28 protein-coding genes and 1 tRNA gene are annotated in these 24,679 nt (G+C 59.4%); 14 read left to right on the forward strand and 15 right to left on the reverse strand.

Going from position 1 to position 24,679, the window contains the following annotated elements:
- Nucleotides 1-623 precede the first annotated feature (623 nt).
- The 3 genes from QD357_RS16100 to QD357_RS16110 form a co-directional block, all read right to left on the reverse strand.
- A complete protein-coding gene (locus QD357_RS16100; protein WP_107107373.1) occupies nt 624-1,316 on the reverse strand; it encodes an HAD family hydrolase in 693 nt (230 codons plus the stop codon).
- A gap of 265 nt (nt 1,317-1,581) precedes the next feature.
- Complete coding sequence (locus tag QD357_RS16105; RefSeq protein ID WP_181316018.1) at nt 1,582-1,923, reverse strand: MarR family winged helix-turn-helix transcriptional regulator; 342 nt, start codon at nt 1,921-1,923, stop codon at nt 1,582-1,584.
- 205 nt (nt 1,924-2,128) lie between these two features.
- On the reverse strand, nt 2,129-2,833 hold the full coding sequence (locus QD357_RS16110; protein WP_107107375.1) for an ArsR/SmtB family transcription factor: 705 nt from the start codon (nt 2,831-2,833) through the stop codon (nt 2,129-2,131).
- A gap of 71 nt (nt 2,834-2,904) precedes the next feature.
- On the opposite strand from QD357_RS16110, the gene QD357_RS16115 reads away from it, so the two are divergent.
- The 3 genes from QD357_RS16115 to QD357_RS16125 all read left to right on the forward strand — a co-directional run bounded on the left by QD357_RS16115 (nt 2,905) and on the right by QD357_RS16125 (nt 4,849).
- On the forward strand, nt 2,905-3,234 hold the full coding sequence (locus tag QD357_RS16115; protein WP_107107376.1) for an NIPSNAP family protein: 330 nt from the start codon (nt 2,905-2,907) through the stop codon (nt 3,232-3,234).
- Entirely contained in the window at nt 3,231-3,617 is a 387-nt protein-coding gene (locus QD357_RS16120) for an antibiotic biosynthesis monooxygenase family protein (RefSeq protein ID WP_107107377.1), read from the forward strand. Before QD357_RS16115 ends, QD357_RS16120 begins: the two co-directional genes overlap by 4 nt.
- Nucleotides 3,618-3,718: 101 nt before the next feature.
- Entirely contained in the window at nt 3,719-4,849 is a 1,131-nt protein-coding gene (locus QD357_RS16125) for a site-specific DNA-methyltransferase (protein WP_107107378.1), read from the forward strand.
- A 170-nt stretch (nt 4,850-5,019) separates the two neighbouring features.
- On the opposite strand, the gene QD357_RS16130 is transcribed toward QD357_RS16125, so the two are convergent.
- The 3 genes from QD357_RS16130 to mutY are packed head-to-tail and all read right to left on the reverse strand — an operon-like array spanning nt 5,020 to nt 7,112.
- Entirely contained in the window at nt 5,020-5,385 is a 366-nt protein-coding gene (locus QD357_RS16130) for a YybH family protein (RefSeq protein ID WP_107107379.1), read from the reverse strand.
- Between the two features lie 3 nt (nt 5,386-5,388).
- The gene (locus QD357_RS16135; protein ID WP_414124608.1) at nt 5,389-6,003 is read right to left on the reverse strand and encodes an HAD family hydrolase; all 615 of its coding nucleotides are present in this window, start codon (nt 6,001-6,003) and stop codon (nt 5,389-5,391) included.
- On the reverse strand, nt 6,000-7,112 hold the full coding sequence (gene mutY, locus QD357_RS16140; protein WP_107107381.1) for an A/G-specific adenine glycosylase: 1,113 nt from the start codon (nt 7,110-7,112) through the stop codon (nt 6,000-6,002). The genes QD357_RS16135 and mutY overlap by 4 nt, the downstream gene beginning before the upstream one ends.
- 112 nt (nt 7,113-7,224) lie before the next feature.
- On the opposite strand from mutY, the gene QD357_RS16145 reads away from it, so the two are divergent.
- The 7 genes from QD357_RS16145 (at nt 7,225) to QD357_RS16175 (ending at nt 14,768) form a co-directional block, all read left to right on the forward strand.
- Entirely contained in the window at nt 7,225-7,677 is a 453-nt protein-coding gene (locus QD357_RS16145; protein ID WP_414124609.1) for a hypothetical protein, read from the forward strand.
- Nucleotides 7,678-7,734: 57 nt separating this feature from the next.
- A complete protein-coding gene (locus tag QD357_RS16150; protein WP_414124610.1) occupies nt 7,735-8,253 on the forward strand; it encodes a DUF721 domain-containing protein in 519 nt (172 codons plus the stop codon).
- 77 nt (nt 8,254-8,330) lie between these two features.
- Entirely contained in the window at nt 8,331-8,555 is a 225-nt protein-coding gene (locus QD357_RS16155) for a DUF6290 family protein (protein ID WP_028750684.1), read from the forward strand.
- Nucleotides 8,539-8,811 carry a type II toxin-antitoxin system RelE family toxin gene (locus QD357_RS16160; protein ID WP_107107384.1) on the forward strand — a complete coding sequence of 91 codons (273 nt, stop codon included), beginning with the start codon at nt 8,539-8,541 and terminating at the stop codon, nt 8,809-8,811. Before QD357_RS16155 ends, QD357_RS16160 begins: the two co-directional genes overlap by 17 nt.
- A gap of 187 nt (nt 8,812-8,998) precedes the next feature.
- Nucleotides 8,999-9,736, forward strand: coding sequence for a DsbA family protein (locus QD357_RS16165; RefSeq protein ID WP_414124611.1), 738 nt, complete (start codon nt 8,999-9,001; stop codon nt 9,734-9,736).
- Between the two features lie 102 nt (nt 9,737-9,838).
- Nucleotides 9,839-13,300, forward strand: a complete 3,462-nt coding sequence (locus QD357_RS16170; RefSeq protein ID WP_107107386.1) for a chromosome segregation SMC family protein — start codon at nt 9,839-9,841, stop codon at nt 13,298-13,300.
- Nucleotides 13,301-13,442: 142 nt separating this feature from the next.
- Entirely contained in the window at nt 13,443-14,768 is a 1,326-nt protein-coding gene (locus QD357_RS16175) for a hemolysin family protein (RefSeq protein ID WP_107107387.1), read from the forward strand.
- A gap of 17 nt (nt 14,769-14,785) precedes the next feature.
- Here QD357_RS16175 and QD357_RS16180 read toward each other — a convergent pair whose 3' ends face one another.
- Nucleotides 14,786-15,118, reverse strand: a complete 333-nt coding sequence (locus QD357_RS16180; RefSeq protein ID WP_107107388.1) for a HigA family addiction module antitoxin — start codon at nt 15,116-15,118, stop codon at nt 14,786-14,788.
- A gap of 71 nt (nt 15,119-15,189) precedes the next feature.
- On the reverse strand, nt 15,190-15,417 hold the full coding sequence (locus QD357_RS16185) for a type II toxin-antitoxin system RelE/ParE family toxin (RefSeq protein ID WP_245407432.1): 228 nt from the start codon (nt 15,415-15,417) through the stop codon (nt 15,190-15,192).
- 181 nt (nt 15,418-15,598) lie between these two features.
- Here QD357_RS16185 and ppdK point away from each other — a divergent pair, with 181 nt between their 5' ends.
- On the forward strand, nt 15,599-18,265 hold the full coding sequence (gene ppdK, locus QD357_RS16190) for a pyruvate, phosphate dikinase (RefSeq protein WP_107107389.1): 2,667 nt from the start codon (nt 15,599-15,601) through the stop codon (nt 18,263-18,265).
- A gap of 27 nt (nt 18,266-18,292) precedes the next feature.
- On the opposite strand, the gene QD357_RS16195 is transcribed toward ppdK, so the two are convergent.
- Together QD357_RS16195 and QD357_RS16200 are read right to left on the reverse strand one after the other, a co-directional pair.
- The gene (locus QD357_RS16195; RefSeq protein WP_107107390.1) at nt 18,293-18,562 is read right to left on the reverse strand and encodes a hypothetical protein; all 270 of its coding nucleotides are present in this window, start codon (nt 18,560-18,562) and stop codon (nt 18,293-18,295) included.
- 123 nt (nt 18,563-18,685) lie between these two features.
- Entirely contained in the window at nt 18,686-19,111 is a 426-nt protein-coding gene (locus QD357_RS16200; RefSeq protein WP_107107391.1) for a hypothetical protein, read from the reverse strand.
- Between the two features lie 234 nt (nt 19,112-19,345).
- Between QD357_RS16200 and QD357_RS16205 the strand changes: the two genes are divergently transcribed.
- Nucleotides 19,346-20,278 carry a DUF1499 domain-containing protein gene (locus QD357_RS16205; protein ID WP_107107392.1) on the forward strand — a complete coding sequence of 311 codons (933 nt, stop codon included), beginning with the start codon at nt 19,346-19,348 and terminating at the stop codon, nt 20,276-20,278.
- A gap of 6 nt (nt 20,279-20,284) precedes the next feature.
- Here the strand turns inward: QD357_RS16205 and QD357_RS16210 are convergent, their stop codons facing one another.
- Together QD357_RS16210 and QD357_RS16215 are read right to left on the reverse strand one after the other, a co-directional pair.
- Nucleotides 20,285-21,193 carry an MBL fold metallo-hydrolase gene (locus QD357_RS16210; RefSeq protein WP_414124612.1) on the reverse strand — a complete coding sequence of 303 codons (909 nt, stop codon included), beginning with the start codon at nt 21,191-21,193 and terminating at the stop codon, nt 20,285-20,287.
- Nucleotides 21,190-21,489, reverse strand: a complete 300-nt coding sequence (locus QD357_RS16215; protein ID WP_107107394.1) for a cupin domain-containing protein — start codon at nt 21,487-21,489, stop codon at nt 21,190-21,192. Before QD357_RS16215 ends, QD357_RS16210 begins: the two co-directional genes overlap by 4 nt.
- Nucleotides 21,490-21,647: 158 nt before the next feature.
- On the opposite strand from QD357_RS16215, the gene QD357_RS16220 reads away from it, so the two are divergent.
- Nucleotides 21,648-21,722 (forward strand) — tRNA-Gln (locus QD357_RS16220).
- A 104-nt stretch (nt 21,723-21,826) separates the two neighbouring features.
- Here the strand turns inward: QD357_RS16220 and QD357_RS16225 are convergent.
- The 3 genes from QD357_RS16225 to QD357_RS16235 all read right to left on the reverse strand — a co-directional run bounded on the left by QD357_RS16225 (nt 21,827) and on the right by QD357_RS16235 (nt 23,274).
- Complete coding sequence (locus tag QD357_RS16225) at nt 21,827-22,174, reverse strand: hypothetical protein (RefSeq protein ID WP_107107395.1); 348 nt, start codon at nt 22,172-22,174, stop codon at nt 21,827-21,829.
- A 6-nt stretch (nt 22,175-22,180) separates the two neighbouring features.
- A complete protein-coding gene (locus QD357_RS16230) occupies nt 22,181-22,909 on the reverse strand; it encodes a GIY-YIG nuclease family protein (protein ID WP_107107396.1) in 729 nt (242 codons plus the stop codon).
- A gap of 62 nt (nt 22,910-22,971) precedes the next feature.
- Entirely contained in the window at nt 22,972-23,274 is a 303-nt protein-coding gene (locus QD357_RS16235; RefSeq protein WP_107107397.1) for a DUF2293 domain-containing protein, read from the reverse strand.
- Between the two features lie 193 nt (nt 23,275-23,467).
- Between QD357_RS16235 and ftsZ the strand changes: the two genes are divergently transcribed.
- Nucleotides 23,468-24,490, forward strand: coding sequence for a cell division protein FtsZ (ftsZ, locus tag QD357_RS16240; RefSeq protein ID WP_107107398.1), 1,023 nt, complete (start codon nt 23,468-23,470; stop codon nt 24,488-24,490).
- Nucleotides 24,491-24,679: the final 189 nt, after the last annotated feature.

Consider the following 24,679-nt stretch of genomic DNA (forward strand, 5'->3'; position numbering starts at 1 on the left):
GCTTGGTTTCAAGTCTGCGGATTTCGGCAACAGATACCGCGAGCTGTGATTTAGCGAGGGCAACTTCGCTGAAATTAGATACCAATATTTAAAATTGATCTCGAAGTTATATTGAACTGCATTGCTTGACCAAAACTAAGAAAGTTCCCTGCTTATGATCGAAGCGGTAGTCAAGAAAACGGGTGGGGTCCCATCGAACTACGCTATCATATTGTTCGGATTACTTTTCTTTCCTATTCAGATAGTCGCGATGCTCTTCGCCAAGAGGAGGCTCCACGAAGGAGATGACTGGGAAAGGTCTCATTATCAAATGCAGTATCGCAGTGCAGCGGCCTATCTGGTGATAGAAGCCGCTGTATTCGGCATCAAGGCGGCGACGTTATTCCTAATGCACGGAAAAATTTCCGCCGAAGTAACGAGCCTTCGGACTTGGTTGGTCTTCACCACCTTTGCAGGCTACGTGCCATTGGCTTGGCTCGCTATACGGTGCGTACGGGGCCTGTTTCTAGCAGGGGCGAAAACACCTTTGGTAAACCCGCGTTCTTATACCATTTGGCCTCGTTAAGGATTCAAAACGACAAAAAGTCGTTCGCACGAAGCTAGGCAAGACCGAGCCTATTGCCTCACAAAACGCCTTCCCACTCCGCCAGCGCCATGACCACGCCGGGCAGATCTGCCATCCGGGAGATGACCGTTTCCGCACCCGCATCTGTCAGCCGGTCGGCATGTGAAGGGTAGGTGTGCGAAGCGCCGGTGAAGCCGATGACGCGCATGCCGGCGGCGCGCGCCGCCTGGACGCCATGGACCGAGTCTTCGACGACGATAACGTTGGCCGGCGAAACGTTCGACTGCTTGGCGCCATGCAGGAAAATATCCGGCTTCGGCTTGACGCGATCGGCGCCGAGATCCTTGGCGGAATAGATATGCGGTGCAAAGAGTTCCTTGTAGCCGACCTTGGTGAGCATCATCTCGAGCCGCGCGGAGCTGGAGTTCGAGCAGACGCAACGCGGGATCGGCAGGCGCGACAGGGCGAGGGGAACGCCCGGGATAGCCTTGACGTCATTGGCGAGCCTCAGGTCCAGAAGCTTCTCTGACTTGTCGAGCAGCGATGCCGACAGCGGAATGCTCGCCTCACGCTCGACTTCGAACAGAATGTTCTGCCAGGTCATGCCGGAAAAACGCTCGCCCATTTCTTCGGCGCTGATCGGGTAACCCGCTTCCGTCAGGAGCTTGGATTCAACTTCCGCCGCGATGATTTCCGAATCGACCAGAACGCCGTCGCAGTCGAAGATGATGAGGTCGAAGCCATTGCCCATAAGAATACACTGCCTTTGAAGGAGCTCTGGATTTGGCATGCCTTATCCAAAAGCCGCTTAGCGCTTTTGGGGCCTGCTCTGAAAAGGATCGTGCGGCTTTACACGATGCTCCGGCAAAGCTCAACCAATCAGCAGGCATGGCAGAAGTGCGCTGACGGAAGGGATAGGCCAAAGTTTAAGGCCCGAAGTCGGCTTCCGGGGAGGTTATCGGGACGAATCTGCTCCCAATTCCGCCGACAGCCTATCCGGCCTCACTGAGAATGAGTCAGCCGTGATGGGTCATGTTGAAAAAGTCGCTGCGCAGGCTTTTGGCATGCAATGGGCCGACCTGCGCCTCATATTCCTCTTGAGCCGCCTGCCAGAAAGGCTCTACCTCCGCGATCTTGCCTTGCCCCGCCGGCGATAGCTCCAACATCAGCCGACGACTCCCTTCCGTTTCCGGCACGCTGATGATCAGTCCCTGTCGCTGCAGCGGCTTCACGGCCCGCAGCAGGGTCGTGCGGTCCATCAGCATCGCGGCCGCCAGTTCGTTCATGGTCAGGTGGCCATTCTGGTGGAGGAAATTCAGGAGCGAAAACTGGGTGCTGGTTATGCCGGTCGGCGCCATATGCCGCTCGTAAAGTTTCGAGACGTGCCTCGCCAGTTGCCTAGTCATCAGGCAATGGCACGCAAGGGGACCAAGATCGTCTTCGGTTTGCATGGGTACACTATGCTTGTGCATATGCACTAAGTCAAGTTGCAGTTGCACTTGCCCTCGGTGCCAGCCATGCGCCGGTACGTGACCATTCCGGCGGCTAGAGGCAGGCGCTGTCCTATCCTCTATCCATCTCGCCGGCTTCGATCGGAAATAGCGCCAGAAACCGGCGTTCGCCCTCCGAGGTAAACAGGATCGAACGGCTGTTTTCCGTTCGTCGCGCCCAGCCCTTGTCGAAGAAATTGGAAAGCAGCGCCTTGCCAAGGCTGCCGGCGAGATGGGCTCGGCGTTCGCTCCAGTCGAGGCAGGAGCGGCAGAGCGGACGCCGCGTCGAGCGCAGCCCGGTCACGTCTATGCCGATCGAGGTAAGCTGTGTTTCGCCGCGTTCCGTCAGGCTCAAGCCGTCATCAAGCGCCGAGATCGCGCCGGATGCGATCAGGCTGTCAAGCATGCGCACGCCGTAATCGCCGGCAAGATGGTCGTAGCAGATGCGCGCTTTGCGCAGCGCCGGTTCTTTCGGACCGGGGCGATGGCGCAGGTGTCCCCGCGTGGCGGCGAAGCCCATGATATTTTCGAGCAGCTTGCCGACGCCATCGTCGGCCAGCGCGAAATAGCGGTGTCGGCCCTGCTTTCGTTGCGCAAGCAACCCGCCTGCTTCGAGTTTCGACAAATGCGTGCTCGCCGTCTGCAGCGTGATGCCGCCGACCTCCGCCAGCTCCGTTGCCGTCAGAGCACGGCCGCCCATCAGCGCGGTGAGCATGTTCGCCCGCGCCGGGTCGCCGATGAGTGCGCCGATCTGCGCTATGTCAGGACCTTCCTTCATACTTCGATCGTAACCGAAGCATCGACGTCACGCAATATGCGAGAACATCTTCATCACGAAAGGAGAAAACCATGATCACCTGTTTCATCCGCTACGAAATCGATCCGTTCAAGAAGGAGGCCTTTGCCGAATACGCCAAGGCCTGGGGCCAGGTCATTCCACGCAACGGCGCTGATCTCATCGGCTATTTCGCCCCACATGAGGGTTCGGCGACGACCGCTTACGGCGTCTACAACATCGAAAGCCTGGCTGCTTACGAAGCCTATCGCGCGCGCCTCGCAGCCGACCCGCTCGGCAAGGCGAACTACGATTTCTCCTGCCGCGAACGCTTCATCCTCAGGGAAGATCGCATCTTCCTGAAAAACGTGTCGCTGCCGCACGGTCCGAAGGTGACGCCATGATCGCTGTCATTTTCGAGGTCGTTCCCTATCTCGGCGAGCGTCATCACTATCTCGATCTTGCCGGCAAGCTGCGCGCGGAGCTTGAAACGATCGACGGTTTCATCTCCATCGAGCGCTTCGAGAGCCTGACGCAACGCGGCAAGCTTCTCTCGCTGTCCTTCTGGCGCGACGAGGCGGCGGTGAAGGAGTGGCGCAATCGCGAAGCTCATCGTGCGGCACAGAAGGCCGGGCGAGGGGCGATATTTGCCGACTATCGGCTGCGCATAGCGCATGTGGTGCGCGATTACGGGATGAATGAGCGGGACGAGGCACCGGCGGACAGCAGGGCGGTACATGACGGATCGGGGACCGTAAGCGACGACGGACAATCGGCGCAAGCTTGAGAATTTGCAAAATGTGGTGCTCGCTTTAGCCTTTGGTAACCAACTTAGGTAACCATAACACTCAGTTAATCGTATCGAGTAAGTGTAACAGCGAGTATCACATGGCGTCAGTTTTCCCGCTTGCCGACCTCAGGACTTCCGCAACGCCGGGCTCTTGGGTCGACACGATCATCAAGGGCGATTGCGTGGCCGCTCTTGAAGCACTGCCCACCCATTCCGTCGACGTTATCTTCGCGGACCCGCCGTACAATCTGCAACTCGGCGGCACGCTGCATCGTCCCGACCAGTCGCTGGTCGACGCCGTCGATGACGAATGGGACCAGTTTGCCTCCTTCGAAGCTTATGATGCCTTTACCCGCGCCTGGCTGCTTGCCTGCCGTCGCGTGCTGAAGCCGACGGGCACGATCTGGGTCATCGGCTCCTATCACAATATCTTCCGCGTCGGCGCGACGATGCAGGATCTGAACTTCTGGATCCTCAACGACATCGTCTGGCGCAAGACCAATCCGATGCCGAATTTCAAGGGCCGCCGTTTCCAGAACGCCCATGAAACGATGATCTGGGCGAGCCCAAACGCCAAGGCCAAGGGCTACACCTTCAACTACGATGCCATGAAAGCAGCCAATGACGATGTGCAGATGCGCTCCGACTGGCTGTTCCCGATCTGCAGCGGCGGCGAGCGCTTGAAGGATCAGGATGGCAAGAAGGCCCATCCGACACAGAAGCCGGAAGCCCTGCTTGCCCGCGTCATCATGGCGTCTTCCAAACCCGGTGACATCATTCTCGATCCCTTCTTCGGCTCGGGCACCACCGGCGCCGTTGCCAAGCGTCTTGGCCGCCACTTCGTCGGCATCGAGCGTGAGCAGGATTACATCGATGCGGCCAGCGCCCGCATCGCCGCTGTCGAGCCGCTCGGCAAGGCGGAACTGACCGTCATGACCGGCAAGAAGGCTGAAGTTCGCGTCGCCTTCAACGTGCTGATCGAAAGCGGCCTCATCAAGCCCGGCCAGGTGCTGACGGATGCGAGGCGCCGCTATAGCGCCATCGTGCGCGCCGACGGCACGGTCGCCTCCGGCGGCGAGGCCGGCTCCATTCATCGCCTCGGTGCGAAAGTCCAGGGCCTTGATGCATGCAACGGATGGACGTTCTGGCACTTCGACGACGGGCAGTCTCTGCGCCCGATCGACGAGCTGCGTTCGATCGTCCGCAACGATCTGGCCAAGGCTGAATAATCCCAACTATTTGCGCGGCATGATCTTATCCGAAAGCCTTTCCCGGTTTTCGGAATCATGCCGCAGCCGGATCCGCACATCCGCCTTCTTCCGTCGAGTACCTCCAGTTAGGGAGGAAGGCGAGACGCCCAGAGTTTACGAACTCTGGGCGCTTTTTTGGGCCTTCTGGCTCAGAATTCCTGATAGTCCGTCACCTCGACCCGGATGACGCGTCCGTCTTCATCGAAAGTGATCGTCTCCTCGCCCTCGCGGATGAGTGGTTTGCCGGTCTTGCTGTTTGTCGCCCGGACGGACCAGACAGAGCGGCCGGAAAGCGGCGTCAGCGTTTCCACCAAGGAATTGACGGCGGTTTGATCCGGATAGGTGTCGAAGTATCCCCGAAATGCCTCCATGATCGCCTCGCGGCCGGCAAGGCTGCCGACGCCGTTGGAGACATAGGTGGCATTCTCCTCGAAGAAGTTCTCGATTGCTTCGTAGTCGAGCCTGTTGATCGCGTCATGAAAGAGGGTGATGCGTTCTGCCGGATCGAAAACCATAGCTCAAACCTCGATGCCGTAGGCGGCGAGATCGCTGCGCAACTTCTCGGCGCCGGTGAAATGGACTGCATTCCAACCCGCGGCTTTTGCACCTTCGACGTTGGCGAGCGAATCGTCGATAAAAATGGTGGAGGCCGGGTCCAGACCGAAACTTTTCACATGCGCCTCGTAGATTGCAACATCCGGCTTGATCAGGCCAATGTCGCCGGACACGGTGACGCCGCGCGGCTTGGAGAGGAAATCAAAGCGTGTCTGCGCTTCGCGAAACGTGTCGGAGGCAAAATTGGTGAGCATCGTGACGTCACGGCCCTCGGCAATCAGCTTCTCCAGGATGGCGACGCTATCGTCGTAGGCATGCGGCACCATATCGTGCCAATTCTTGCGGAAGGCGCGGATATGTTCTTCCCGCTCGGGATGCTCAGCAATCAGCAACGCTTCGGCCTCTTCCCACGTCCGGCCACGATCCTGCTCGATATTCCATTCATTTGTGCAAACATTGGCGAGGAACCAGGCTCGCTCCGCGTCATCCGGGATGATGCGGTTAAAGGGGATGCTCGGATCGTAGTGAACAAGCACCTTGCCGATGTCGAAGACGATGTGCCGGATTTCCGTGGTCATGAATTATGCCCTGATATGTAAGTGCTGGCTTTACTGAATGCGCGTGGAATAGCCTGTGCGATCGCTTTTTTCATGACGGTCGGCAAGGCCTGCGCTTCAAGATTTGTAACCGGCTCCCACCATCCGTCATTGCTGGCAATCTTCGATGCCACCTGGGCGCGATAGATCGATAGCCGTAATTCGAAGTGGGTGAAGACATGCGTAACGGTGCCTGCTACCTGCCAATCAGCCGGAAAGGGAGCGGCGGTGGCGCTGGTCTCGCCGTCGATACGTGCCGTCCAGCCGGTCGTCGGCACTTCGGTCATACCGCCGAGAAGGCCGCTGGCGATGCGCCGGCGCAGGTAAATCTCGCCATCGCCATTCACCGCCACGAAAGCGGCACCCTGGCGTACCGGCCTTTCCTTCTTTGCCGCTTTGACCGGAAAATGTTCGGGATCATGCAGCCGCAATGCCTCGCAGGCATTGTTGAAGGGACAGAGCGAACAGGCCGGCCGTTTCGGGGTGCAGATCGTCGCGCCCAGATCCATCATCGCCTGCGCGAAATCACCGGGGCGATCGGCTGGCGTTAGCAGCGCCACTTTCTGCTTCATCAATGGTTTGGCGGCCGGCAAGGGTGTGGCGATGGCGTAAAGGCGGGAGATGACGCGCTCGACATTGCCGTCCATGACAGCCACTTGCCGGTTGAATGCGATGGCCGCGACCGCCGCAGCCGTATAGTCGCCGATCCCCGGCAAGGCCCGCAGCCCATCCTCGGTTTCAGGAAACTGCCCGCCATGCTCTGCCGCCACGGCCTCCGCGCATTTCTTGAGATTGCGGGCGCGGGCATAATAGCCAAGCCCGGCCCAGGCGGCCATGACATCGTCGGTAGGCGCCGTCGCAAGATCACGAACCGTCGGCCAGCGTTTCAGGAATTTGGCGAAATAGGCTTTGACCGCCGGCACCGTGGTCTGCTGCAGCATCACCTCCGACAGCCAGATATGATAAGGATCGGGCCGGATGCCGCGCGCAGCCATCGGCGGCGAAATCCGCCAGGGCAGGTCGCGGTGATGACGGTCGTACCAGGAAAGAAGCTCTCCGCTCAGGGACGATATCTGCGGTAAAATATCCATAATTTCCTATCGGTGAAGCGATTACATCCAACTCTCTAGACGCAATTGCTCGAGAAGTGAAAGTCGGAAAATATGAGACCCCCTAAACGCTGGAGATGAAGGAGAATTCACCATGCTTATCGAGCTTTTCGATCGTCTATTGAATGCGAGTCCCAACCTGGGGCTTCTGAATATCTGCGTCTTAGAAATTCTTTTCTTGTCGCTCGTCTATTGTATGATGTGGAAGTTATCGCACACACAACCATTTAAGGTTGTCATCGCTTATCTCAAACAAGAATTGCGGCCGCAGCAAGAGAAGCGCTCGGATCGCTCTCAAATGCTTTATCATGCTTTCGGTGCGCTCATCTTCTTTGTAATGGCGCTAAGCGTCTACGCCGCGTCGTCGGTTGTGTTGCTCGTTGCAGCTTGGCACACAGGTGAGAAGGGCGCATTTCCCCTACAGCTACTGGCCTTGGGATTTTTCCTTCTTGGTCTTGTTGCAACGCAACTGATGCGCAACAATGCAGTGAAAGAGTGGAGATTATTTCGTGCTCTTTTGCAAAACAGAAAAGGCAGTTCTCTTTGACATTCCTGCCGCGCCAATGCTTCGTTCTGACGCTGGGAAGCGACCTATAACCTCAAAATGAGCGAATATCGTCTGTCAAAAATGCCGCGTCGCGGCGAAAAACAGATTTCCGAGCTGACCAACGGTATCATTGATCCCGTTCTGGCGAAGCGTGCGGGAATTAATACCGCGCTGCTCGGTTCCTGGGACGAGATCGCCGGCGAGGATTTCGCCGAATGTACGCGGCCGGAAAAGATCGCCTGGGCCAAGCGTGGCGGCTCGGGCGACGATGGCGGTTACCAGCCCGGTGTGCTGACCATAGCCTGCGAGGGCGCCCGCGCCTTGTTTCTGACCCATGCGCAGGGCGAACTCATCCAGCGCATCAATGGTTTCTTTGGCTTCCACGCCGTCAGCCAAATCCGCATCGTTCAGAAGCCGGTCTCCATTGCCTCCAAACGCTCGCGCACGCCGCCGCCGCTGAAGGGCGAGGCGGCGCGAAAGCTGGAAGACATGATGGACGGCATCGAGGACGACAAGCTGCGTGCGGCAATTCAGAGGTTGGGCACCGCGATGGCGTGGAAGCGGGGCAAGAGATAGTTCTATTGTAATGACGAAAGCGGTTGGTCGGTGGGTTCCGGAATGCTATATTTGTATAGCACTTTGGAGAGAAGATGATGTTGGCCCTACGGCTTCCGCCGGAAATTGAAGCAAGGCTCGATGAGCTCGCCAAGCGTACCGGGCGTAGTAAAAGCTTTTATGCCCGTGAGGCGATCCTGGAGCACCTGGACGACCTTGAGGATATCTATCTCGCGGAGAAGCGCTTGGAAGAGTTTCGCCGGGGCGAGAGCGATACCGTTTCCCTGGCTGAGTTAATGGCACGCTATGGCGTGGACGATTGAGTTTCAGCGATCTGCGGAGCGCGAACTCGAAAAGCTTGGACATGAGACTGCGCGCCGCATTCTTAAATTTCTTCATGAGCGTGTTGCTAAGCTGGACAATCCGCGCTCCATCGGAGAGGCTTTGAAGGGTTCTGATCTCGGTGATTTCTGGAAATATCGGGTCGGAGACTGCCGAGTCATAGCGCACATCGAAGATAGCGCCATACGAATTCTGATTGTCCGAGTCGGAAATCGCCGCGAGGTTTATCGAAGATAGTCTCACATAGCGGTTCATCTTCAGGATCGACCGCTCATCCCCGTCAATTCTGACGATAATTTAATCTCTTTGTCTTCGGTAGGTCACAATTCTTTGAAGAAAGTTGGCCAAGCGTGCCTTGTTAGTAGCAACTAGCCGTTATATCGCAGTGAACCATTCAAAGACCTCTTAAACGACGGGTGACTTTATGCCGATGTCTGACATGCTCTTGACCAAACGCCACTTGCTGGGCGGCACCGCCGTCACAGCCCTCTCCCTGGCGTTCGCTGCCTTTGCCGACACCGCATCCGCCGCCAATGCCACTACGGTCGGCGGCGCCCAGGAGACCACCAACAGCGCTGCTTCGCCGGAGGATGCAATTCCGTCGTCGGAAGGCAACGTCGACATGAACGAGGTGCTGAAGCCCGGCCCGCTGCCGGAAATCGCGCTCGGCAAGGAAGACGCCCCGGTCAAGATCGTGGAATACATGTCGCTGACCTGCCCGCACTGCGCGCATTTCGCCACGACCACCTTCGATGCGATCAAGCAGAAATACGTCGACACCGGCAAGGTCCGCTTCATTATCCGCGAATTCCCCTTCGATCCGCGCGCTGCTGCTGCCTTCATGCTGGCCCGTTGCGCGCCGCAGGAACAGTACCTGCCGATGGTCGATATGCTGTTCAAGCAGCAGATCGCCTGGGCGTCGCCGGATGTCGATGGTCGCGCCGCACTGCTGCAAATGTCGAAACTTGCCGGTTTTACTGAGGATAGCTTTACGAAATGCTTGACGAACCAGAAGCTTCTGGATGATGTCAACTCAGTTAGGGAACGTGCAGCCAAAGACTTCGGCGTCAATGCTACGCCGACCTTCTTGATCAACGGCAAGCGTTATGCAGGGGACATGTCGGTTGGTGCCATGTCGAAGCTCATCGATAGCCTTCTCTGATCCGCGCCTTTTAGAAACGGCGGGCGGCGGGGAAACCTGCGCGCCCGCCTTTTTGTGCCCGCCTGTTACCTTCTCCCGCTCGGGGAGAAGGAGGTCTGACCCATGAAGTTCAACAGGCTTCGTCTGGTCGGCTTTAAGTCCTTCGTGGAGCCGGCGGAATTCGTCATCGAGCGCGGTTTGACCGGCGTCGTCGGGCCGAACGGCTGCGGCAAGTCCAACCTGGTCGAAGCGCTGCGCTGGGTGATGGGCGAGAATTCCTACAAGAACATGCGCGCTTCCGGCATGGATGATATCATCTTCTCCGGTTCCGGCAATCGCCCGGCGCGCAACACCGCGGAAGTCGGGCTCTATCTCGACAACAGCGACCGCACGGCGCCCGCCGCCTTTAATGACAGCGACGAAATCCAGGTGACCCGTCGCATCGAGCGCGAGCAGGGCTCGCTCTATCGCATCAATGGCAAAGAGGCCCGCGCCAAGGATGTGCAACTGCTGTTCGCCGATGCCTCGACCGGAGCGCGTTCGCCGTCGATGGTCGGGCAGGGGCGTATCGGCGAGCTGATCCAGGCCAAGCCCCAGGCGCGCCGGCAGCTTCTTGAAGAAGCGGCCGGCATTTCCGGCCTGCATTCGCGCCGGCATGAGGCGGAACTCCGTTTGCGCGCTGCCGAGGGCAATCTCGAGCGTCTCGACGACGTAACCTCGCAGCTTGAAAGCCAGATCGAGAGCCTGAAACGCCAGGCGCGTCAGGCCAACCGCTTCAAGATGCTCTCCGCCGACATCCGTGCCCGTGAGGCCATGCTCCTGCATATCCACTGGAAACAGGCCAAGGAAGCGGAAGCGGAGGCTGACAGCGCCCTCAACCAGGCAACTGTTCTGGTCGCCGAAAAGGCGCAGATACAGATGGAGGCGGCAAAGGCGCAGGGTATCGCCAGCTTCAAGCTGCCGGATCTGCGCGACGAGGAGGCGAAAGCCGCTGCCGCATTGCAGCGTCTGCAGATCGCTCGCACCCAGCTTGAAGAGGATGCCAACCGCATTTTGCGCCGTCGAGACGAGCTGACCCGGCGGTTGGCGCAACTGGCTGAAGATATCAGCCGTGAAGAGCGCCTTGTTGCCGACAATGCGGAGATTCTGGGCGGGCTCGATGCGGAGGAAGCCGATATTGCCGACATCCTCGCCGATTCCGGTCGGCTTGCCGAGGAGACACGCGAGGCTTTCGATGAGGCAGCCGCCAAGCTGGCCGACAGCGAGCGTATCTTTGCCACGCTGACTGCCGAGCGCGCCGAGGCCGCTGCCGCCCGCAATCAGCTCGAGCGCGCCATCCGCGATCTCGCCGACCGCAAGATGCGGCTGGAACGCCAGATGGACGAGGCCAGCCGCGAGCTTGACGCGATCGAGGAAAAGATAGCTGCCCTGCCGGACCCCGGCGAAAAGCGCGATGTGGTCGAAGCTGCCGAAACCGTCGTGGTCGATGCCGAGGCGGCGATCCAGCTCGTCGAGGCGGCCCTTTCCAGGGCCCGTGAAACCGAAGCTTTGTCGCGCACGCCGGTCGATCAAGCCCGTTCGCGGTTGAATGCCTTGGAGACGGAAGCGCGTACGATCGCCAATATGCTGGCGGCGGGAGCTACCGCGGCCACATTTGCACCTGTTGCGGAAGAGCTGCGCGTCGATCGTGGCTTCGAGATCGCGCTCGGCGCAGCGCTTGGCGACGATCTGGAATCGCCGCTGGATCCGCAGGCGCCGGTCTATTGGTCCGACAATGGCAGCGGCGCAACCGATCCCGCCTTGCCGGAAGGCGTCGTGCCGCTGATCTCGCATGTTGGGGCACCGGCGGCATTGACGCGACGTCTTCGCCAGATTGGCCTTGTCGCTGCCGAAGATGCCCTGCATCTCATGCCGGCGTTGAAGCCGGGCCAGCGGCTGGTGACGAAGGACGGCGCCGTATTTCGTTGGGACGGGCATGTGACCGGGGCAGACGCCCCCAGCGCGGCGGCTTTGCGGCTGGCACAGAAAAATCGTCTTGCTGAGCTCGAGGCCGAAGCCGAAATGGCGCGCGATGTCCTGGCCGAGGCCGAGGAGCGCTTGGCGATTGCCGGTGATGCGATCCGAGCCGAGGAAGGCCGTCTTGTTGCCGCTCGCGATACCAGCCGGCTTGCTGCCCGCCAGCTCGCGGAGGCTCGCGAAGCATTGGCGATGGCGGAGCGTGCCTCCGGCGATCTCATCCGCCGTCGCGACGTCATTTCGGAAGCCGCCAGCCATCTGCAGGCGCAGATGGAAGAGGTAACGGTGCGGGATGAAAATGCTCGCATCGAACTGGAGGATGCACCCGATCTGGCGGCCATCGATCTCAGGCTGCGCGATCAGCAGGTGGATGTCGCGACAGATCGCGGCGCGCTCGCCGAGGCGCGTGCCCGTTACGAAGGGCTGAATCGGGAAAACGAGGCGCGGCAGCGCCGCATCCTGGCGATCCGGCAGGAGCGTGACGGTTGGCGCCAGCGCGCCGCCAGTGCCGAAGAGCATATCCAGACCTTGCGCGACCGCGAGGAAGAGGCGCGTGATGAGGCCGCCGAGCTGGACCTCGCTCCGGATGAATTTGATGACAAGCGTCGTGGCCTGATGAATGAATTGCAGAGGGCCGAGGAGGCACGCCGCGCCGCGGCCGACCGCTTGGTCGAGGCGGAAATCGTTCAGCGCGAGGCCGATCGCCAGGCGGCCACAGCACTGTCAGAACTGGCGGAAAGCCGTGAAAAGCGCGGCCGCATCGAGGAGCGGCTGGTTTCTGCCCGCGAGCGTCGCCAGGAAAGCGAGTTGCGCATCCGTCAGGCGCTGAATGTCGAACCGCACGAGGTGTTGCGGCTTGCCGGCCTGTCGGCGGGGCAAAACGTCCCTGATTTGCGTGAGGTCGAGCGCGAGCTGGAGCGGCTGAGGATCGAACGCGAGCGCCTCGGTGCCGTCAACCTGCGTGCCGAGGAGGAAAGCAGGGAACTGACCGAGCGGCTGCGCGCCCTGATCAAGGAGCGCGACGATGTCATCGACGCTATTCGTAAGCTCCGCGGTGCGATCCAGAGCCTCAACCGCGAAGGCCGCGAGCGGCTGATCGCAGCTTTCGACGTGGTCAATGTGCAGTTCCAGCGGCTGTTTACCCATCTCTTCAGCGGCGGCACGGCCGAGCTGCAACTGATCGAATCCGACGATCCGCTGGAGGCGGGCCTCGAAATCCTCGCCCGCCCGCCGGGCAAGAAGCCGCAGACCATGACGCTGCTTTCCGGTGGCGAACAGGCGCTGACGGCGATGGCGCTGATCTTTGCCGTCTTCCTCACCAACCCGGCGCCGATCTGCGTGCTGGACGAAGTGGACGCGCCGCTCGACGATCACAATGTCGAGCGCTATTGCAATCTCATGGACGAGATGGCCGCCTCGACCGAGACGCGTTTCGTGGTCATTACCCACAATCCCATTACCATGGCGCGCATGGACCGCCTCTTCGGCGTGACCATGGCCGAACAGGGTGTCTCACAGCTTGTTTCCGTTGATTTGCAGACTGCGGAGCAGCTGCGGGAAATCGCTTGAGGCGCCTTTTTCCGATTGGAAAAAAGAAAAACTATTTCCATATCGACAAGAAATTGCTGCTTCGGCTGCCGCACAGCCGGAAAGCGTGTTAGATTTCTTTTCGATCAATAATACGTGGCGCTAATCCGCCCGGAAGGGAAGCATGTCTGGATTTGATGGCGGTATTTTCGATTTCCTCGGAATATTCGCCGTGTTGTTCCTCGTCGCCGCCAATGGTTTCTTCGTTGCGGCCGAATTTTCGCTTGTCTCCGTTCGGCGCAGCCGCGTGGCCGAACTGGTCTCCGAAGGGCGGACGAACGCAACCGCCTTGCAACGGGCGGTCGACAATCTCGACGCCAACCTCGCGGCCACTCAGCTCGGCATCACCATATCTTCGCTCGCTCTCGGTTGGGTGGGTGAGCCGGCGCTTGCCCATCTGTTGCAGCCGCTTCTCGATTTTCTGCCTGGCACCTGGGCTGCTGCCGGGTCGCACGCCGTCGCCGTCGCGATTTCCTTTGTTATCATCACCGCCCTGCACATCGTTCTTGGCGAACTGGCGCCGAAGAGCCTGGCATTGCAGCGCAGCGAAGGCACCGCGCTCGGCGTCGTGCGGCCGCTTGGCCTGTTCCTATTTCTGCTGCGCCCGGCGATTGTGGTGCTGAATGGTCTCGGTAATCTGGTTCTGCGCCTCTTCGGGCTGCGGCCGGGCGCCGGCGAAGGCTCGCTGCATTCCCCTGCCGAAATTAAAATGCTGGTGGCCGAAAGCCAGGAGGCAGGCCTGTTGGAACAGGCGCAGCAGGAACTGGTCGAACGTGTCTTCAACATCGGCGATCGCGATGTCTCCGATATCATGACGCCGAGGCTGGAGGTCGATTGGATCGACGCTGAAGACACGCCGGAGGAGATGCTGAAGGCCATTCGCGAAAGCCGGTTCGAACAGCTCCTCGTCGGTCGCGGGACGATCGACGAACCGATCGGCATGATCCTGAAGAGGGATCTTCTCGATCAGCTCCTGAACGGCCAATCGCTCGATCCGATAGCGGTCATGCGTCAGCCCCTTATCGTTCACGAAGCGACGGCCGTTTTCAAGGTGCTCGAAAGCTTCAAGCGCGCGCCCGTCCGTCTCGCCATGGTCATCGATGAATATGGCAGCCTGGAGGGTATCGTTACGCAGACGGACCTGTTGGAAGCCATCGCCGGCGACTTGCCGAATATGGAGAACGAGGGGCCGGATATCGTCGAGCGTGCCGACGGCTCATTGCTGATCGAAGGCATGATGCCAGCCTATGACGCCTTCCAGCGGCTCGGCCTGCGGGAGCGCTCCGAAGACAGCAATTTCCATACCTTCGCCGGCTTTGCCCTCTACCAGCTTGGCCATATCCCGGAGGTCGGCGAGAGCTTCATATTCGATGGCTGGCACTTCGAGATCGTCGATCTGGACGGCATGCGGATTGACAAGATTCTGGCAAAGCGGGAGGCGGGGGCTTAGTCGCCTGTATCCGGCCGTTAGGTCGCGGTCGATGGCGGATCGTTTGGTTTGCCTTTGAATGGTGCCACCTTGATTTCTCCCTCCCGCTTGCGGGCTTGAGCAATGTCGTAGCTATTCTGCATCCGCATCAGGGTATCCATAGATACGCCAAACGCCTTCTCGATTCTGAGCGCCATTTCTGGCGATAGGTGGGCTCTTTCGTTGAGAAGCGCGGACAAGGCTGGGCGTGTAACGCCTAGCGCCTTGGCCGCGTCGGTGACGGAAAGCTCAAGAGCTTCAATAATCTCGCTTTTGACGAACCCGCCCGGATGGGCTGGATTTTTCATGCGGATGCCCTGTGCAGCGTTCATTGCCGCCTCCTAGTGATAATCTTCATAATCGAGGTCGATGATCTCAATTTCTATCCGGTCTATCCGAAACGTCAGCCGCCAGTTTTTCGTGACAAGAGGCTCCAGGTGCCTTTGCGGTCGCTGGTGAGCAGATGCGCTTTCCAACTCGGCACCGTCCGCAATTCCTCCTCCTGTTCCATGTCCTGGAGGAACGAAATAATTCGTCGCAGTTTCGGCACGAACGCCGGTTGCAAGCCGGAGGCATCATCCTCATCGATGAACCGGCGCAGCCCCTTATGAATCACGTTTCTGATCTTCATGATTTTAGTTAGTGGGGCGGGTGTCTTGCGTCAGGTGCCGCTTTACGCATCCATTGCGATGGCGTGATTTTCAACGCTGTGATCCGATATTTATTGTGCGACGCAACATTTTGCCGCATTTGTCGATTTTCATTTCCGCCTCAATGAATTAAGTTCAACCTTGGGAGTTGGACGGGGGAAAATGACGAAGTGGGTTTATACATTCGGCGACGGGAAGGCCGAGGGTCGCGCCAAGGATTATGAGCGGCTCGGGGGGAAGGGCGCCAATCTTGCTGAAATGTGCAGCTTAGGCCTGCCGGTTCCCCCTGGCTTGACGATCGTCAGCGAAGCCTGCGCTTTCTACTACAAGAACGGTCGCAACGTTCCGGAAGATCTGAAGCCGCAGGTAATGCAAGGGCTGAAGCAGATGGAGACGATCACCGGGCGCAAGTTTGGCGATACGGCTCGCCCGTTGCTCGTTTCCGTGCGCTCCGGCGGACGCGCCTCCATGCCCGGCATGATGGATACCGTCCTCAATCTCGGCCTCAACGACGACACGGTTCAGGCGCTCGGCCATGATGCCGGCGACGCCCGGTTCGCCTGGGACAGCTATCGCCGCTTCATCCAGATGTATGCTGATGTCGTCATGGGTCTCGACAACGAGATTTTTGAGGAAATCCTGGAGGATGAAAAGGCCCGCCTCGGCCACGAGTTCGATACCGATCTTTCCGCCGTCGAATGGCAGCATGTTGTCTCGCTCTACAAGGCCGTCATCGAAGACGAGTTGGACGAGGCCTTTCCGCAGGAGCCTGAGGTGCAGCTCTGGGGCGCCGTCGGTGCGGTGTTTTCCAGTTGGATGAACCCGCGCGCGGTCACCTATCGGCATTTGCACAATATTCCGGAGGCCTGGGGCACGGCGGTCAATATCCAAGCCATGGTCTTCGGCAATCTCGGCAATTCGTCTGCCACCGGCGTTGCCTTCACCCGCAATCCCTCGACGGGCGAGAAGGAACTCTACGGCGAATTCCTGGTCAATGCGCAAGGCGAGGATGTCGTCGCCGGCATTCGCACCCCGCAGAGCATCACAGAGGCGGCCCGCATCGCCTCCGGCTACGACCGACCGTCGATGGAAAAGCTGATGCCGGAAGCCTTCGGCGAATTCCGCCGCATCTGCGCTGAGCTGGAATCGCATTATCGCGATATGCAGGATCTGGAATTCACCATCGAGCGCGGCAAGCTCTGGATGCTGCAGACCCGCGCCGGCAAGCGCACCACCAAGGCGGCGATGAAGGTCGCTGTCGACATGGTCGACGAAGGTGTGATCACCCAGGAGGAGGCCGTTTCGCGCATCGAACCCTCGACTCTTGACCAGCTCCTTCACCCGACGATCGATCCGCGCGTGCACCGCGAGGTCATCGGCTCCGGCTTGCCCGCCTCGCCGGGGGCAGCGACCGGCGAGGTCGTCTTCACCGCCGAGGAGGCGATCATTGCCGAAGAGGAAGGCCGCAAGGTCATTCTCGTGCGCATCGAGACGAGCCCGGAAGATATTCACGGCATGCATGCCGCGGAAGGGATTCTCACCACGCGCGGCGGCATGACCAGCCATGCGGCGGTGGTTGCCCGCGGCATGGGCATTCCCTGCGTCGTCGGCGCCGGCACCATGCGCATCGACATGCGCAACGAAAAGCTGATCGGCATCGGAGTCACCCTGAAAAAGGGAGACATCGTCACGATCGATGGCTCCACCGGTCAGGTGCTGAAGGGCGAGGTGCCGATGATCCAGCCGGAACTGTCCGGCGATTTCGGCCGTATCATGGCCTGGGCCGATCATTCGCGCCGCATGACGGTGCGCACGAATGCGGATACGCCGGCAGATGCCCGTGCTGCCCGTTCCTTCGGCGCCGAAGGCATCGGCCTTTGCCGCACCGAACATATGTTCTTCGAAGGCGACCGTATCCATGTCATGCGCGAGATGATCCTCGCGGAAGGCGAGGAGGGCCGGCGTGCCGCACTCGCCAAGCTCCTGCCGATGCAGCGCCTCGATTTCACCGGCATGTTCACCATCATGCACGGCTTGCCGGTGACCATCCGTCTGCTGGACCCGCCATTGCACGAGTTCCTGCCAAAGACGGACGAGGAAATCGCCGAAGTGGCCGGCATCATGGGTATGGAGCCGGCCATGCTGCGCCAGCGCGTCGATGCGCTGCATGAATTCAATCCCATGCTCGGTCATCGCGGCTGCCGCCTGGCGATTTCCTATCCCGAAATCGTCGAAATGCAGGCTCGCGCCATCTTCGAGGCGGCGGTCTCCGCGGCAAAGGAGACAGGTGCAGCGGTTGTGCCGGAGATCATGGTGCCACTGGTCGGCCTGCGCTCGGAGCTTGATTACGTCAAGACATGTATCGATGAGGTGGCCCGCGCTGTCATGACGGAAGCCAAGATGAAGATCGATTATCTCGTAGGCACGATGATCGAGCTGCCGCGCGCTGCCCTGCGCGCGCACATCATCGCCGAGGCGGCCGAATTCTTCTCATTCGGCACGAACGACCTGACGCAGACTACCTTCGGCATGTCGCGCGACGATGCCGCCGCCTTCATCCCCACCTATCAGCGCAAGGGGATCATAGAGCATGATCCCTTCATCTCGCTCGATTTCGATGGCGTGGGAGAGCTGATCCGTATCGCTGCGGAGCGCGGGCGCCGCACGCGCAATGATATGAAGCTCGGCATTTGCGGCGAACATGGCGGCGATCCGGCCTCGATCCACTTTTGCGAGGAGATCGGGCTGGATTATGTGTCCTGTTCGCCTTTCCGCGTGCCGATCGCAAGGCTTGCGGCAGCGCAGGCGGCGATCAGAGGCAAGGCATAGCTTTCGTCGCCGGGAGAAGCGAAGCGGTCAATGATACCAACGGCGGTGATAGTATCCCGGCCCGACCACGACGGACGGCCCCCAGAAGAAATCATCATTGCTTTCCATGAAAGCACGCTGATCGGCGCGCCGGCTTAGGTCCTGATTCATCAGGCAGTTGGCGAAATTCTCAGTGCCGCGGCGGAAGCCGTAGCTGCTGCATCTCGCTTCATCCGCCGCGCGAATCTCCTCAGCTGTCTGACAGGCTGACAGCGTCAGAACCATGACAATGAGGGAGAGTGCGGGAAAAATACGCATGACTCGATATCCTCGGCACAAATATGCACGCAGGAATTATAATCTCCCGCAATGAGGTGCGAAAGGTATATTGCCGCCGGTTCATCACGAACCGTTGAACGGCGTGGGGAGGGGCTTGGCCGCTCAAGCGTCGCCGCGCGGCCTTTCCGGCAGGCGCTGCAGCAGATTGACGAAGGCATCGGCGAAGCGGAGCAGGGGCTCGGTTTCCTCATCCGGCTGCAGCAGGCGGATTTCCGCATCGTCCTCGTCGAGCACCGCGAAGATGACGCGCATGGTCTCGCTATCCTCGGGGATCCGCAGAACCGCAAGCCGGCGGCAATCCGATATCAATCCCGTTGCGGGGAGATCGAACAGGAATTCGCCATGGGCAGCCCGGGCGGCATGTCGCACTGCTTCGCAAAAGGCTTCCTCGCCACCGGAAAAACCTTCGAGCGATAGTTCCAGCTCAAGGAGTTCGAGCGGCAGGGTGGGATCGGCGGCATCGGCGACCGTGCCGGCGGCTGCAGGCAACGGCTTGGCGGCGATGTCCGGCGATTGCGTCGTTTCCATCTCCTCAAGTCCTTTCATGGCCTCAGTAAAACCTTAAAAAGCATGGCCCTTTTTCAGAATTTAAGCAAGTACTCACATTTTGCGTCGGCTACCCCTGCAATTGGCTTGCGTTCGCGTGTTAATCATCCCCATCGAGATCTGATTTATTTTCGCCATTTCTTGTTCTAAACATGGGGTCGACCTTCGGGATTGGAGTGCATCCGCCTTCCGATCCGACGTGCCGACGAGTTCTTGATGACCATTCGCTTCGACCGTCCCGTTTCGCATGCCGCCCGTGCCGCGCGCCTGATTGCATCCTTTGCGCTGGTGCTGTGCGGGGTAATTCTGGTCGGCCATCGATTCGGGCCGCTGGAAACGCCCTATTTCGTCCTGCTGATGCTGATTTCCGCTGGCTTTGCCGCGGTGGCGGTGCTGCTCGCCGTCATTGGCTTGACGCAGCTCTGGCGGGTTGCCGCCATAGGTGGCGTTTCGGCCTTCAGGGCGCTGATCTATGCCGCGCTGCCGCTGGTGATCGTCGGCATCGGCGTGGAGCGCTATTGGACACGGCCCGCCATTTATGACGTCTCCACCGATCTCGTTGACGCTCCGGAATGGCTGGCGGCGCCGCAGGCCAAGCAGATCTGGCTGCCGGCAAGGCATTTTGTGACGGCAGAGGACCGCGAGGCGCAATATGCCGCCTATCCGGCCCTGACCGGGCGTCGCTACGAAGGCGCTATCGACCGCGTGCTCGAAGCGGTGCGCAAAGTCGCCAAGGACAACCATATCACCATCGTCAAGGCAGAAGGCGCCGATGTCGTTGATCCGAATGGCTATGAAAAGCCGAAGCGTCGTGCGCCGCGGCAGAATCAGACTCCGACACCGGACGACACTGCCGTCACCGACATGCCCGATGTCGTCCCCGTGCCGACGCCGCGCCCCTTTCGCGATGGCGTGGCGGACCTGATCCGCCAGAATTCCGACGTCGTCCTGCAGGGCGAGATCCGCACCCGCCTTCTTGGCCTGAATTTCGATGTGCTGATCCGCCTGCGTGAAGAGGCGGAGACGACGCTTGTCGATGTCCGCGTCGCCTCCCGCTATGGCCAGGACGATCTCGGCATCAGCGCCAATATAGCCGAAACCTATCTGAAGGCGCTGGATGCCGAACTCCTTGGCATCGCCGGAAGCTGAAGCCGCTCACGCCAGCCGATACGTTCCGAAGAGAGCCGGCGGCCCGTCCGTCTCCACCTGGCCTTTTCCCACCAGATCCTCCAGATGCGCCAGCACCGAGAGCGCGGCTGCGCCATGCAGGCGGGGGTCTGTGTCGCGATAGATGGCTTTCACCATGTCGGGGATCACACGATCGCCGGCCTTGATCCGCTCCAGCACGGCGCGCTCACGCATGCGCCGATGGGTCCTGAGGCCGCGCATGAAGGAGGCGGGTTCCATCACCGGCCCGCCATGGCCGGGAAAGAACCGGCGGTCATCGCGGGCAAGCAGCCGCTCGAGCGACGCCATATAGTCGGCCATGGAGCCATCGGGCGGCGCGACGATCGTCGTTGCCCAGGCCATGACATGATCGGCGGAAAAGACGATGCCGCTGCCTTCCAGCGCAAAACAGGCGTGATTGGCCGTGTGGCCCGGCGTCAGCAATGCAGTTAATTGCCAACCGTCTCCCAAGACGCTTTCGCCGTCGGCAAGCGCGATATCCGGCCGGAAATCCGTATCGGAGCTTTCGGCGAAGGGATTGATCTCTCCCTCGTGCAGCGGCCGCGCCGCGCGGTGTGGCCCTTCGCCGACCGTCAGGGCACCCGTTGCCTCCTTCAGCCGCTTGGCGAGCGGAGAATGGTCGCGGTGGGTGTGGCTGACGAAGATATGCGTCACCTCGCGCCCCTTCAGCGCCGCCATCAGCGCCGCGAAATGCGCCTCATCCTCCGGGCCGGGATCGATGACCGCCACCGACGAACCGCCGACGATATAGCTGTTGGTGCCGTGGAAGGTGAAAGCGCTGGGATTGTTGACCGTCAGCCGTTCGACACCGGGCGCAATGGGCACGGCGCGCCCATAGGCGGGCTCGAAGGCAAGATCGAATTCAGGAACGCTCATCGTTTGTATTCAATTTCAATGAAGGACATCGGTTCGGAGCCGGCATTGACCACATTATGCTCGACGCCGGCATCGCGCCGGTAGGCAGCACCCTTGGCGAGATCGACGCGCCGGCTTTCCGGCCCTTCCTCGATCAGGAACTGGCAATCCGTCATCGGCACCACGACATAGCCGAGACCATGCACATGATGCCCTGTATCGGCGCCCGGCTCGAAATCCCAACGGGTAATGCGCACCATGGCGTCATCGACAAGCACCGAAGGGACGGCCGGAGGGCGGGCGCGAAACTGGCTCATTGGATCTCCTGAGTGGATTTTGGAACAGCAAGCCCTATCATAGCCCTGCCGGAAGCACACAGAAATATGCGCTCACGCATAACTTAATGATTGTGACCGGATGCGACCTTTGCTAATCAGACGCCGATTTGGCGCGAATAGTCGCCATGTCGCACTGTTGGGGCGTAGCCAAGCGGTAAGGCAGCGGTTTTTGGTACCGCCATCCCCTGGTTCGAATCCAGGCGCCCCAGCCATTGCTTATTTTGCCAATAAAATCAGTAGATTATAGCGGTTTAAGAACCCCTAAGTGTGACATCCTTGTGGATGTTCCATATGGGCCTTTAGGCTGCCTTCGGCGTCATGGCTGAAGGTCTTTCCGCATGGCTTGTAGCAAGCCCTTAAACGCCTCTTCCCGTTCGATTCGTGGCCGGTCGTTCGTATCAATGATGTCTTGGGCAAATTTCGACACGTCCGGCGATCCGAATAGATGGCAACGGGTCTGCCAAAGGGCAAACTCTTTCGAATTCTCGTCTGAGTGGCTCACTGCTGCTTTATGAAGTGCGGCGAGTAGCCCAAGGTAGGCTTCACGCTTCTCTTGATAAAGGCGGTCCTTCATCACCGCCCTACGACTATTGAAATTGTCAATAACCGACTTCAATAGCGATCCGAGACCAAGGCCACCGATGAGCGGCAAAACCCATTCCATGATACTTCACCAAATCTTTGACCATCGTTTGAAAGCAGTGACATCGGCTTTCGTTAGCCTGAACCATTCGCCGCGCGTCCGCTTCGCAGCGAATCGTTTGTGCCAGTAGGCTTCAACGCCTGTAGGATCATCGGTGAGGATTGAGTGAATAAGCTCTATTTCCTGAGGAAGCTCGATCTGGATTTGTCGGCCGCGCTTATTGAGCGACGTAGTGTAGCCGATCTTGTAGTCGGTGCCGTGGCGTTGCATATAGACGTAGCCCAGCGAGTTATCTGCTTTTTCGGCGTCGTCATCACGATTGCGCTGGCGAGGAGCATAAGCTCGGGCGTAGACCGAAACCTCATTTTCGCCCTGCCGGTCGGCATACTCGGCGAGCGCAAACGCTAAATCCGACATGTTCCATTTTGCGAGAACCGTCTTTGCATCGGGGCTGTTCGGGCGTTGATGAAGCTCATATTTGAGATCATTACTTGTCGGGAATTTACCGAGGGCCTTCGCGATATCCGCAACTATCCGAAGTATCTCTTCCGCGCGCCAGGCACCCTGAAGTTCATTCGGAGTGAAACCGGCTTCGACAACTGCATCGCTCCAATTGCGCCAAATTTTCCCTTGCCACGCGTGGCGCTTTACGCCGGTAGTCGCTTCAAAGCGGGCAACACCGGGAGGCTTGCCGCCATTAGTGGCGGCAACTTGCCTTATCTTTAAGAGAATGTCTTGTTTGATATGATCGTTCATGCGCGACGACTCTCCTTACACGCGCATTGTGCCTGTTGCGAGACAAAAGAAAAGCCCGCCGATCAAAGCGGTCGAGCCGCAATTAGTGGGTAAGGATGTCGAGCTTCCTCCACAATGCTATCATCGCGTCTATCTTCGGCTGGCCCCCTGCGGCGAGCCTCCTTTCGCCGGATACCTACCATTAGCAGTTGATCATGGTCGGTGAACTCGTGGCGTAGATGGTTCTGCATCGTCAGATCGACTGCTTCTGCAATCGTAGCGCCTGCCAATTCTTCGGGACTGCGCAGATTTTGTATGCGTAGAAAAAGATCGCCACCTCGGGACAACCTCGAAAATGCTCGCGCATGTGGGCCGCGCGATGACATGGCTCTGGTTGGTGACAATATCGACTTCGCAGCTAAGAAATATCATTCATCGTAGCGCCCTTGAGCTTCCGTCTCGCATTCGGCTGCGCAAACTCCATTGCCCCGCCAACGCCTTGTTGCGACTCTACGATGACGCGCGAATCGCTGTTCGAAGCGACAGACGTGCGATCAAGACGAATGAGGGGAGTGGAACATGACGGATGCCAAGAGCGCCATTGCAGGCCTAAGACCACACATTACTGTCATTGGCGTGGGCGGTGGTGGCGGTAACGCGATCAACAATATGATTGCTGAAAATTTGGCGGGTGTAGACTTCATCGCGGCCAACACGGACGCTCAGGTCCTCGCGACATCGAAGGCATCACGCCGCATCCAACTCGGAGCAAATGTAACGGAAGGTCTCGGTGCCGGTTCGCTGCCGGAAGTTGGCCACGCGGCTGCCGAGGAGTCGATCGATGAGATCATGGATCATCTCAGCGGCTCGCACATGTGCTTCGTCACCGCCGGAATGGGCGGCGGAACAGGGACCGGTGCCGCACCGGTCATCGCTCATGCTGCCCGCTCGGCCGGCATCCTGACCGTCGGCGTTGTCACGAAACCGTTTACATTCGAAGGCAATCGCCGCATGAAGACAGCGGAACTCGGCATCGAGGCGCTGCGGCAGGCAGCCGATACGGTCATCGTCATTCCCAATCAAAATCTGTTTCGCATTGCCGATGCAAAGACCACGTTCGCGGATGCCTTCATGACTGCTGATCGCGTGCTTTATTCCGGCGTCGGATGCATCACCGATCTCATCGTCAAGGAAGGCCTGATCAATCTAGATTTCGCCGATGTGAAATCGGTCATGCGTGGCATGGGCCGCGCGATGATGGGCACGGGCGAAGCCACGGGGGACGACCGGGCGATGAGAGCGGCTGAGGCTGCAATCGCGAACCCGTTGCTGAATGACGTTTCGATGCGAGGCGCCAAGGGTGTCTTGGTCTCGATCTCCGGCGGTTCGGATATGACGCTCTTCGAGGTCGACGAAGCCGCGAGCCGCATTCGCGACGAGGTGCAAAGTGACGCGGAAATCGTCATCGGTGCGATCTTCGACCCCAATCTTGACGGCAGGTTCCGGCTCTCCGTCGTGGCGACCGGATTGGAAGGTAGCTCACTCCCTGATCCGATGGGAGTTTTCGCTCTGGATATGGAGCCAAAGCCTACGCTGCAATAGCACGCGTAATTTCGATGCCGAGAGCAGTTCCAGGAAAAGTGCGTGAGCCGCTTTCCATCCGGAATGCGTCAAAACAATGGGATAGAGCGGGAAAGCGATTCCGTGGAACGCTGAACCGCTCGAGTTCACCAAACGAAAACAGGCGACCCTTTCGAGCCGCCTGCGATATTCCGTCCTCGATATTTCGAG

Source organism: Rhizobium sp. BR 317, assembly GCF_047445835.1.
GTDB classification, from domain to species: Bacteria; Pseudomonadota; Alphaproteobacteria; order Rhizobiales; family Rhizobiaceae; genus Rhizobium; species Rhizobium paranaense.

Excerpts from the sequence above, each read along its gene's own strand:
- ppdK (WP_107107389.1), top strand. The coding sequence starts at position 15,599 with ATGACGAAGTGGGTTTATACATTCGGCGACGGGAAGGCCGAGGGTCGC.
- QD357_RS16155 (WP_028750684.1), top strand. The coding sequence starts at position 8,331 with ATGTTGGCCCTACGGCTTCCGCCGGAAATTGAAGCAAGGCTCGATGAG.
- QD357_RS16125 (WP_107107378.1), top strand. The coding sequence starts at position 3,719 with ATGGCGTCAGTTTTCCCGCTTGCCGACCTCAGGACTTCCGCAACGCCG.
- QD357_RS16130 (WP_107107379.1), bottom strand. The coding sequence starts at position 5,385 with ATGGTTTTCGATCCGGCAGAACGCATCACCCTCTTTCATGACGCGATC.
- QD357_RS16195 (WP_107107390.1), bottom strand. The coding sequence starts at position 18,562 with ATGCGTATTTTTCCCGCACTCTCCCTCATTGTCATGGTTCTGACGCTG.
- mutY (WP_107107381.1), bottom strand. The coding sequence starts at position 7,112 with ATGGATATTTTACCGCAGATATCGTCCCTGAGCGGAGAGCTTCTTTCC.
- QD357_RS16215 (WP_107107394.1), bottom strand. The coding sequence starts at position 21,489 with ATGAGCCAGTTTCGCGCCCGCCCTCCGGCCGTCCCTTCGGTGCTTGTC.
- QD357_RS16205 (WP_107107392.1), top strand. The coding sequence starts at position 19,346 with ATGACCATTCGCTTCGACCGTCCCGTTTCGCATGCCGCCCGTGCCGCG.
- ftsZ (WP_107107398.1), top strand. The coding sequence starts at position 23,468 with ATGACGGATGCCAAGAGCGCCATTGCAGGCCTAAGACCACACATTACT.
- QD357_RS16175 (WP_107107387.1), top strand. The coding sequence starts at position 13,443 with ATGTCTGGATTTGATGGCGGTATTTTCGATTTCCTCGGAATATTCGCC.
- QD357_RS16160 (WP_107107384.1), top strand. The coding sequence starts at position 8,539 with ATGGCGTGGACGATTGAGTTTCAGCGATCTGCGGAGCGCGAACTCGAA.
- QD357_RS16105 (WP_181316018.1), bottom strand. The coding sequence starts at position 1,923 with ATGGCGCCGACCGGCATAACCAGCACCCAGTTTTCGCTCCTGAATTTC.
- QD357_RS16180 (WP_107107388.1), bottom strand. The coding sequence starts at position 15,118 with ATGAACGCTGCACAGGGCATCCGCATGAAAAATCCAGCCCATCCGGGC.
- QD357_RS16145 (WP_414124609.1), top strand. The coding sequence starts at position 7,225 with ATGCTTATCGAGCTTTTCGATCGTCTATTGAATGCGAGTCCCAACCTG.
- QD357_RS16210 (WP_414124612.1), bottom strand. The coding sequence starts at position 21,193 with ATGAGCGTTCCTGAATTCGATCTTGCCTTCGAGCCCGCCTATGGGCGC.
- QD357_RS16100 (WP_107107373.1), bottom strand. The coding sequence starts at position 1,316 with ATGGGCAATGGCTTCGACCTCATCATCTTCGACTGCGACGGCGTTCTG.
- QD357_RS16200 (WP_107107391.1), bottom strand. The coding sequence starts at position 19,111 with ATGGAAACGACGCAATCGCCGGACATCGCCGCCAAGCCGTTGCCTGCA.
- QD357_RS16230 (WP_107107396.1), bottom strand. The coding sequence starts at position 22,909 with ATGAACGATCATATCAAACAAGACATTCTCTTAAAGATAAGGCAAGTT.
- QD357_RS16170 (WP_107107386.1), top strand. The coding sequence starts at position 9,839 with ATGAAGTTCAACAGGCTTCGTCTGGTCGGCTTTAAGTCCTTCGTGGAG.
- QD357_RS16225 (WP_107107395.1), bottom strand. The coding sequence starts at position 22,174 with ATGGAATGGGTTTTGCCGCTCATCGGTGGCCTTGGTCTCGGATCGCTA.
- QD357_RS16235 (WP_107107397.1), bottom strand. The coding sequence starts at position 23,274 with ATGTCATCGCGCGGCCCACATGCGCGAGCATTTTCGAGGTTGTCCCGA.
- QD357_RS16150 (WP_414124610.1), top strand. The coding sequence starts at position 7,735 with ATGAGCGAATATCGTCTGTCAAAAATGCCGCGTCGCGGCGAAAAACAG.
- QD357_RS16120 (WP_107107377.1), top strand. The coding sequence starts at position 3,231 with ATGATCGCTGTCATTTTCGAGGTCGTTCCCTATCTCGGCGAGCGTCAT.
- QD357_RS16165 (WP_414124611.1), top strand. The coding sequence starts at position 8,999 with ATGCCGATGTCTGACATGCTCTTGACCAAACGCCACTTGCTGGGCGGC.
- QD357_RS16115 (WP_107107376.1), top strand. The coding sequence starts at position 2,905 with ATGATCACCTGTTTCATCCGCTACGAAATCGATCCGTTCAAGAAGGAG.
- QD357_RS16135 (WP_414124608.1), bottom strand. The coding sequence starts at position 6,003 with ATGACCACGGAAATCCGGCACATCGTCTTCGACATCGGCAAGGTGCTT.
- QD357_RS16110 (WP_107107375.1), bottom strand. The coding sequence starts at position 2,833 with ATGAAGGAAGGTCCTGACATAGCGCAGATCGGCGCACTCATCGGCGAC.
- QD357_RS16185 (WP_245407432.1), bottom strand. The coding sequence starts at position 15,417 with ATGAAGATCAGAAACGTGATTCATAAGGGGCTGCGCCGGTTCATCGAT.